This is a genomic window from Geminicoccus flavidas (assembly GCF_009806515.1).
GTDB classification, from domain to species: Bacteria; Pseudomonadota; Alphaproteobacteria; order Geminicoccales; family Geminicoccaceae; genus Geminicoccus; species Geminicoccus flavidus.
In genome coordinates this window covers 1-6,974 of the sequence record NZ_WUJP01000320.1, presented here as the reverse complement: position 1 = coordinate 6,974, position 6,974 = coordinate 1, and the positions used below count along the sequence as shown (strand labels likewise).

6 protein-coding genes are annotated in these 6,974 nt (G+C 70.3%); 2 read left to right on the top strand and 4 right to left on the bottom strand.

The window, feature by feature from the left end; genetic code table 11:
• Positions 1–167: 167 nt before the first annotated feature.
• A complete protein-coding gene (locus EQG76_RS08850; protein ID WP_159712558.1) occupies positions 168–1,427 on the bottom strand; it encodes an allantoate amidohydrolase in 1,260 nt (419 codons plus the stop codon).
• Entirely contained in the window at positions 1,424–2,356 is a 933-nt protein-coding gene (gene puuE / locus EQG76_RS08845; RefSeq protein ID WP_159712556.1) for an allantoinase PuuE, read from the bottom strand. The genes EQG76_RS08850 and puuE overlap by 4 nt, the downstream gene beginning before the upstream one ends.
• A 150-nt stretch (positions 2,357–2,506) precedes the next feature.
• Here puuE and EQG76_RS08840 point away from each other — a divergent pair, with 150 nt between their 5' ends.
• Positions 2,507–3,772 carry a glycerate kinase type-2 family protein gene (locus EQG76_RS08840; RefSeq protein ID WP_235031269.1) on the top strand — a complete coding sequence of 422 codons (1,266 nt, stop codon included), beginning with the start codon at positions 2,507–2,509 and terminating at the stop codon, positions 3,770–3,772.
• A gap of 14 nt (positions 3,773–3,786) precedes the next feature.
• On the top strand, positions 3,787–4,410 hold the full coding sequence (locus EQG76_RS08835; RefSeq protein ID WP_159712552.1) for a LysE family translocator: 624 nt from the start codon (positions 3,787–3,789) through the stop codon (positions 4,408–4,410).
• 3 nt (positions 4,411–4,413) lie between these two features.
• Here EQG76_RS08835 and EQG76_RS08830 read toward each other — a convergent pair whose 3' ends face one another.
• Positions 4,414–5,475 carry an Ldh family oxidoreductase gene (locus EQG76_RS08830; RefSeq protein WP_159712550.1) on the bottom strand — a complete coding sequence of 354 codons (1,062 nt, stop codon included), beginning with the start codon at positions 5,473–5,475 and terminating at the stop codon, positions 4,414–4,416.
• A 73-nt stretch (positions 5,476–5,548) separates the two neighbouring features.
• A partial coding sequence (locus EQG76_RS08825) for a M28 family peptidase (protein ID WP_159712548.1) occupies positions 5,549–6,974 on the bottom strand: 1,426 nt, incomplete at its 5' end.

Here is a 6,974-nt window from a genome sequence, read left to right as displayed (position 1 = left end):
CTCGACCTCCAGGCCCAGCTCCTCCAGGAGCTCCTTCGTCCTGGCGGCATGCGGGGCGCAGTCGCCATGTGGGTTGTCGGACGGGACCTTCACGAGCTCGGCCAGGAAGCGCTCGGCCTGCTCCCGGCGGCTGGCGAGAAACGCGTCGATGACGTCGGCGGTCTGGCTCATGGTCTCGCTTTCGGCAGGGCTAGGAGGCGCAGCGCGCGCAGAAGGACGCGCAGTGCCGCCTCGGCATCCGGCAGGGTCATGCTTTCCAGAGGATGGTGGCTGATGCCGCCCTGGCAGCGCACGAACAGCATGGCAGCCGGGCAGGCGGCGGCCATGGCCATGGTGTCGTGGCCGGCACCACTCGGCAGATACTTCACCTGGATCCCCTCCGCGCGCATCGCCTGGGCCAGGACCCGCTGCAGCCCGGGCGCGCAGACACTGGCCGGCTGGTCGTGCTCGCGGGCAATCGTGCAGCCGAGGCCGCGGGCAGCGGCGATCTGGTGGATCGCCTGGACGAGTTCCGCCACGGCCTGGCCGCGCAGGAGGTCGCTGGGTGAACGGATGTCCAGGGTCAGCAGGGCCCGGCCGGGGATGACGTTGACTGCACCCGGCAGGACCTCCAGCCGGCCGACCGTGCCCACCAGGTCCGGCGTGGCGCTGCAGCGCCGCTCGACCAGGAGCGCGATCTCGGCGGCACCGGCCAGCGCGTCGCGCCGATGGCCCATCGGCACGGTGCCGGCATGGCCGGCCACCCCGTCCAGCACCACGGCCAGGCGCGACTGGCCCTGGATGGCGGTGACGATCCCGAGCGGGCGGTCCTCGGCCTCGAGCACCGGGCCCTGCTCGATATGGACCTCCAGGAAGGCACGCAGCGAGCCAGGCGGGTAGGCGGCACTGGCCAGGGCATCGGGATCGCCGCCGAACGCGCGCAGCGCCGCCCCGACCGTGATGCCGGCCTGATCCTGCAGCTCCAGCACCTTCCGGTCGAGCGTACCGCAGATTGCCTTGGAGCCCAAAAAGGTCGTGGGAAAGCGCACCCCCTCCTCGTCGCAGAACGCCACCACCTCCACGGCAAACGGCAAGCGCTCTTCGGCATCGTGCAGTGCTGCCACCACCTGCACGCCGGCCAGCACGCCCAAAGCACCGTCATAGCGCCCGGCATCGACCACGGTGTCGAGATGGGAGCCGATCAGCAGCACGGGCGCTGTCGGGTCCTGTCCCTCGTAGCGGCCGATCAGATTGCCGATCGGATCGACCCGCGTGCTCATTCCCGCCAGCCGCATCCAGCCAGCGACCAGTTCGATCGCCTGGCGATGCGCTGGCGTGAACGGCTGCCGGTTCAGCCGATCGGAATCCGCGGAGATCCGGCCGAGCTCGTCCAGCCGCGCCATGAGCGTGCGACCGGGGGAAGAAGCTTCTGGCGGGCTGCCGGTCATGCCGGGGGATGCCGGTCGAGCCAGTGTTCGGCGATGTCGATCCGCCGGGCGATCCAGACCTGCTCGTGGCCCTGGACATAGTCGAGGAAGCGGGCCAGGGCGGCGGTCCGGCCGGGCCGGCCGGCCAGCCGGCAATGGAGCCCCACCGAGAGCATCTTGGGCGAACCGGCCCGGCCCTCCTCATAGAGCACGTCGAAGCTGTCCTTCAGGTAGCTGAAGAACTGGTCCCCTGAGTTGAAGCCCTGGCTGGTCGCAAAGCGCATGTCGTTGGCATCTAGCGTATAGGGCACCACCAGCTGGTCGTGCCGCCCGACCTTCACGTAGTAGGGCAGGTCGTCGGCGTAGGAATCCGCATAATAGTCGAAGCCGCCCTCGGCGCAGACCAGATTCAGCGTGTTCGGGCTGCAGCGGCCGAGATACCAGCCGCGCGGCCGGCTGCCGGTCACGGCGGCGTGGACGTCGATCGCCAGCCGCATGTGCTCGCGCTCGATCTCGAGCGGCACGTGCTGGTAGTCGATCCAGCGATAGCCATGGGTGGCGATCTCCCACCCCGCTTCCTTCATGGCGGCGACCGCCTCGGGGTTGCGCGAGAGCGCCATGGCCACGCCGTACACGGTGAGCGGCAGGTCGCGTGCGGTGAACATCCGGAACAGCCGCCAGAACCCGGCACGCGAGCCGTATTCGTAGATCGATTCCATGTTCATGTGCCGCACCCCCGCCAGGGCCTGGGCACCCACGATCTCGGAAAGAAATGCCTCGGAGGCCGCGTCGCCATGCAGGACGCAGTTCTCGCCGCCTTCCTCGTAGTTGAGCACGAACTGGACGGCGATGTTGGCGCCACCCGGCCAGTCGGCGAAGGGTACCGAGCGGCCATAGCCCACCATGTCGCGCGGGTAGAGGTTCAAGGCGGCCCCCCTGTAGGCTGGCATCGAAGCGCTGCCTTCTTAGCCGGAAGCCCGCGACACCCAAAAGGGGCGATCGACGTTGCCTCCCGGCCGGGCCGGGGCCAATCTCCCCGCCGGCCAAGACGGCCGGGGACCATGAGGGAGGCATCGGGTGGAGCGCGGGAAGGTGGCGTCGTGACGGACCTGGAGCCCAGGAGCTTCCTGCGCGGCCTCTTTGATCAGGCGGTGCGCGCGGCTGACCCGCTGTTCGCGGTGCCGCCCTTCCTGCCGGAGCCGCCCAAGGGTCGGACCGTGGTGGTGGGCCTGGGCAAGGCCGCGGCGGTGATGGCCCAGGCGGTGGAGCGGCACTGGCCGGGCCCGCTCGAGGGGGTGGTGGTCACCCGCGACGGGCACGAGGCGCCTACCGAGCGGATCGAGCTCCTGTCCGCTTCCCATCCGGTGCCGGACGAGCGTTCCGAGGCAGGCGCCAAGCGATTGCTGGCGGCGGTCAAGGGGCTGGGGCCGGACGACCTGGTACTCTGCCTGGTATCCGGCGGCGGCTCCGCCTTGTGCGCCCTGCCGGCACCAGGGCTGACCCTCGCCGACAAGATCGCGGTGAACCGGGCGCTGCTCCATTCGGGTGCCTCGATCGACGAGATGAACTGCGTCCGCAAGCATCTTTCAGGGTTCAAGGGCGGCCGGCTGGCCAAGGCGGCCGCCCCTGCCCGGGTGGTGTCCCTGCTGATCTCCGACGTGCCGGGCGACGATCCGGCGGTGATTGCGTCGGGCCCGACCGTGCCCGATCCGGCCAGCTTTGCCGACGCGCTGGCGCTGGTGCGCCGCTACCGGCTGGACCTGCCCGATGCGGTGCGCCGGCACCTGGAGGCAGGGGCCGAGGAAACGCCCAAGCCGGGCGATCCGATCTTCAAGCGGGTCGAAAACCGCCTGATCGCCGCCCCGCAGCGCTCGCTGGAGCAGGCGGCGGGCTTTGCCCGTGCGCAGGGCATCCGGCCCCTGCTATTGGGCGATGCGCTGGAAGGGGAGTCGCGCGAGGTCGGCCGGGTGATGGCCGGGATCGCCCGCTCGGTGCGCCGCCATGGCGAGCCCTGCCCTGCCCCCTGCGTGCTCCTTTCCGGCGGCGAGACCACGGTGACCGTGCGCGGCCAGGGACGTGGCGGGCGCAATGTCGAGTTCCTGCTCGGACTGGCGGTGGCACTGGGCGGCGAGCGGGACATCTGGGCGATCGCCGGCGACACGGACGGGATTGACGGTGCGGAGGAGGTGGCGGGTGCGCTGATCACACCCGACACGCTGGCGCGTGCCCGTGCCGCGGGGCTGGATGCGCACCGGATGCTGGACGAGAACGACGCGCACCGCTTCTTCGCGGCCCTGGGTGACCAGGTGGTGACGGGGCCGACGCTCACCAACGTCAACGACGTGCGGGCGGTCCTGGTACTGTAGGGGGGAAGGCTTCGATGGACGTTTCGGTCTGGCTGGCCTTTGCGGCCGCGGCGATCACGCTGCTGGTCATCCCGGGGCCTACTATCTCGCTGGTGATGTCCTATGCGCTGAGCCAGGGCCACCGGGCGGCCCTCGCGATCGTGGCTGGGGTGGCTCTGGGCGACCTCACCGCGATGAGCCTCTCGCTGCTAGGCTTGGGTGCGGTGCTGGCGGCCTCGGCCGCCCTGTTCACGCTGCTGAAATGGTTGGGTGCCGCCTACCTGGTCTATCTCGGGATCAAATTGTGGCGGGCACCGGTGGACCGGGCGGAGCCGGGAGCGGCCACGCCGGTGGCCGCCCGGGTGATGCTGGGCCACGCCTGGCTGGTGACGGCGCTCAATCCCAAGAGCATCGTGTTCTTCGTGGCCTTCGTCCCGCAATTCGTCGACCCGGCCAGGCCCTACCTGCCGCAGGCGGCGATCCTGATCCTGACCTTCGTCCTGCTCGCCGCCGCCAACGCGCTGGCCTATGCGCTGGCCGCCTCGTCCCTGAAGGGCACGATCCGGCGGCCCGCGGTGCAGCGCTGGGTCAACCGGGCCGGCGGATCGGTGCTGATCGGCGCCGGCGTGATGACCGTGGCATGGCGGCGGGCGAGCTGACGGTCAGCGGGCGATCGGCTCCGGCGCCTTTACGCCCAGGCGGTCGGCCCAGGGCAGCAGGGCCGGCATGATCGCGTGGTGCAGCACGGCACCCTCGGCCATGGCCTGACGCTTCTTGGCCATGGCGGCCTGGCCCGGCAGGCGGACAGCCTCCACGCCCGGGCGCGGCGGGCAGGCCCGGCAGGCCGCCACAATATGGTCGACCTGGCGGCGGAAGGCCGGCAGGCCAGCAAATGCTTCGGGGTCCACCACCTGCACCCAGACCGAAGCGCCCCAGCCCTCGCCCGGGTCGGCCCGGCCGAAGCCGGACAGGCCCTGGCTGAGCGCCTCGATGTTCAGCGCCAGGCCATAGCCCTTGTGGCCATGGTCCAGCCCGCCGGTCGGCAGGATCGTGCCGGGCGGGTCGGTGTTGAACACCTTGGGATCGTTGCTGGGCTCGCCCTCGGCGGTGAGCAGCCACGGATGGTCGAAGGTCCTGCCCTCGGCCAGCAGCCGGTTGGACATGCCGTTGGTGGTGATCGAGGCGGACGTGTCGATCAGGATCGGATCGCCCGAGGTGGGGATCCCGATCGCATAGGGGTCGGGGGTAAAGACCGCGCGCGTGCCGCCGAAGGGGGCCACCGAGGCGACGTTCGGGTCGGAGCAGGCGATCTGGATGTAGAGGCCCTGCTCGGTGGCCCTGGGCAGGAAGGTGGCGAGGCAGGCGATGTGGTGGGAGCGGCGGATCGAGACCGCGCCAATGCCGGCGGCCTTCGCCATCGCGATCGCCTCGTCCACGGCCCTGGCGGTCAGCCACACGCCCGGCAGGCGGCGGCCGTCCAGGGTCAGGGCGGCGGCCTTGCGCGCCACTTCCTCGGGCTGGCCGGTGGTGGCCATTGAACCCTTCTGGGCCTCCGCGAGATAGGGCCCGGCCAGGTTCAGGCCATGGGTGGTGTGGCCCATCAGGTCGGCGTCGACCAGGAGGCGCGCGGTGACCGCAGCCTTGTCCTCGTCCAGCCCGACCTTCTCGAACAGGGCGGCCGCGAACGCCACCAGCGCCCCGACCTCGTATCGATCGCCCGTCACCCCGCAATCCTCCCGCTGAAGCTGGGGCCGGAACCTAGGGATTGTGCCCGCGGTGATCCAGCCCCAAGCCTCGTCAGCGGGCCACGCGCGGGCCGCGGTAGCGGGCTTCCTGGTCGGCCTGGAGCGTCATCACGCGCGCCTGCGCCGCCTGGATGTTCTCCGCGCGGATGTCGCGCTCGGTCATGGCGAACTTGTAGACCGTGTCCGCGATCGCCCGGCTCAGCACCAGGGTCGAGCGCCGGCTGATGTAGCGGTTGGTGTCACAGGCCTTGTGGTAGCAGGGGTCGAGCGGCTGGCCGGCGACACCGCCGAACAGCTTGGCCTGCTTGGCAGACTTGATCGCGTCGGCACCACTGAACAGCCCGCCCACCGGGATGCCGATGTCGGAAAAGGCGGCATAGTCGGAGCGGCCGTCCGAGGGCGTGTACTGGTAGGGCAGCCGGGCGCGCTGGAAGTACTTGGTGAACACCTGCTCGACCACCTTGTCCGCGGCGCTGTCCGGATTACCCTGCTGGATCAGCCAGGCGTAGTTGTGCGACGCGATCATGTCGAAGTTCAGATAGGTCATGATCGAGGCCGCCTGCTGTTCGGACAGCGCCTCGACATAGGCGGTCGAGCCGTGCAGGCCGGTCTCCTCCGCGCCCCACCAGGCGAAGCGGACCTTGTTCTTAGGCTGGATCTTCAGCTTCGCCATTTGCAGGGCGAGCTCGAGGATCGCGCCGCTGCCACTGGCATTGTCGTTGATGCCGGGGCCTTCGCGCACCGAATCGAGATGCGCGCCGACCACCACCACCCGGTCGGCGCGGCCGCCGGCCGTCTCGGCCACGAGGTTGTAGGTCTTGCGCATCTCCGAGCGCGCCTTGACCTCGACCCGGCCGCTGCCGCCCGCGTTCGCCAAGGTCACCAGCTTCTGGCCGAGCGCATAGGTCGTGAACAGCGTGGGCAAGGCGGCGGGCTCGCCCAGCGTGCCGAGGAACAGGTCGGTACGATCCGGCTGGCCCTCGTTGAAGATCACCACGCCCTCATAGCCGGCGGCGGCGGCGTTCGCGACCTTGACCGAGAAGTCGCAGGTGCCACGCTGGATCACGGCGATGGCCGGCTCGGCACCCGCCGGCGGAAAGTCGGCAGCCTCGCAACCGCTGGTCGAGGAGCCGGAAGCCGGTGGCGGGATCTGCACGTCGATCGCGACGAGCCGGCCGGCGGCACTGCCCCCGCCCGAAAACTCCATGTAGGTGAAGTCCCTGCCGTCGACATAGCTGGTGCCGCCGGCGCTGAGGGAGGGCGTGCCCCGCAGCTTGAAAAAGGGATAGTCGAAGGAGCGGACCGAGGTGCGGTAGCCGGCCGCATCCAGCTTGCGGCGGACATAGCTGACCGAGGCGGCATAGCCGCTGGTGGAGGCCGCGCGGTTGCCGTCGCGATAGTCGGCGATCCACTGCAGCTCGTTCATGTGGGCGACCACGCCCTTGGTGGTGATGGCGCCGACCAGCCTGCTGGCATCG

Excerpts from the sequence above, each read along its gene's own strand:
- EQG76_RS08850 (WP_159712558.1), bottom strand. The coding sequence starts at position 1,427 with ATGACCGGCAGCCCGCCAGAAGCTTCTTCCCCCGGTCGCACGCTCATG.
- puuE (WP_159712556.1), bottom strand. The coding sequence starts at position 2,356 with ATGCCAGCCTACAGGGGGGCCGCCTTGAACCTCTACCCGCGCGACATG.
- EQG76_RS08835 (WP_159712552.1), top strand. The coding sequence starts at position 3,787 with ATGGACGTTTCGGTCTGGCTGGCCTTTGCGGCCGCGGCGATCACGCTG.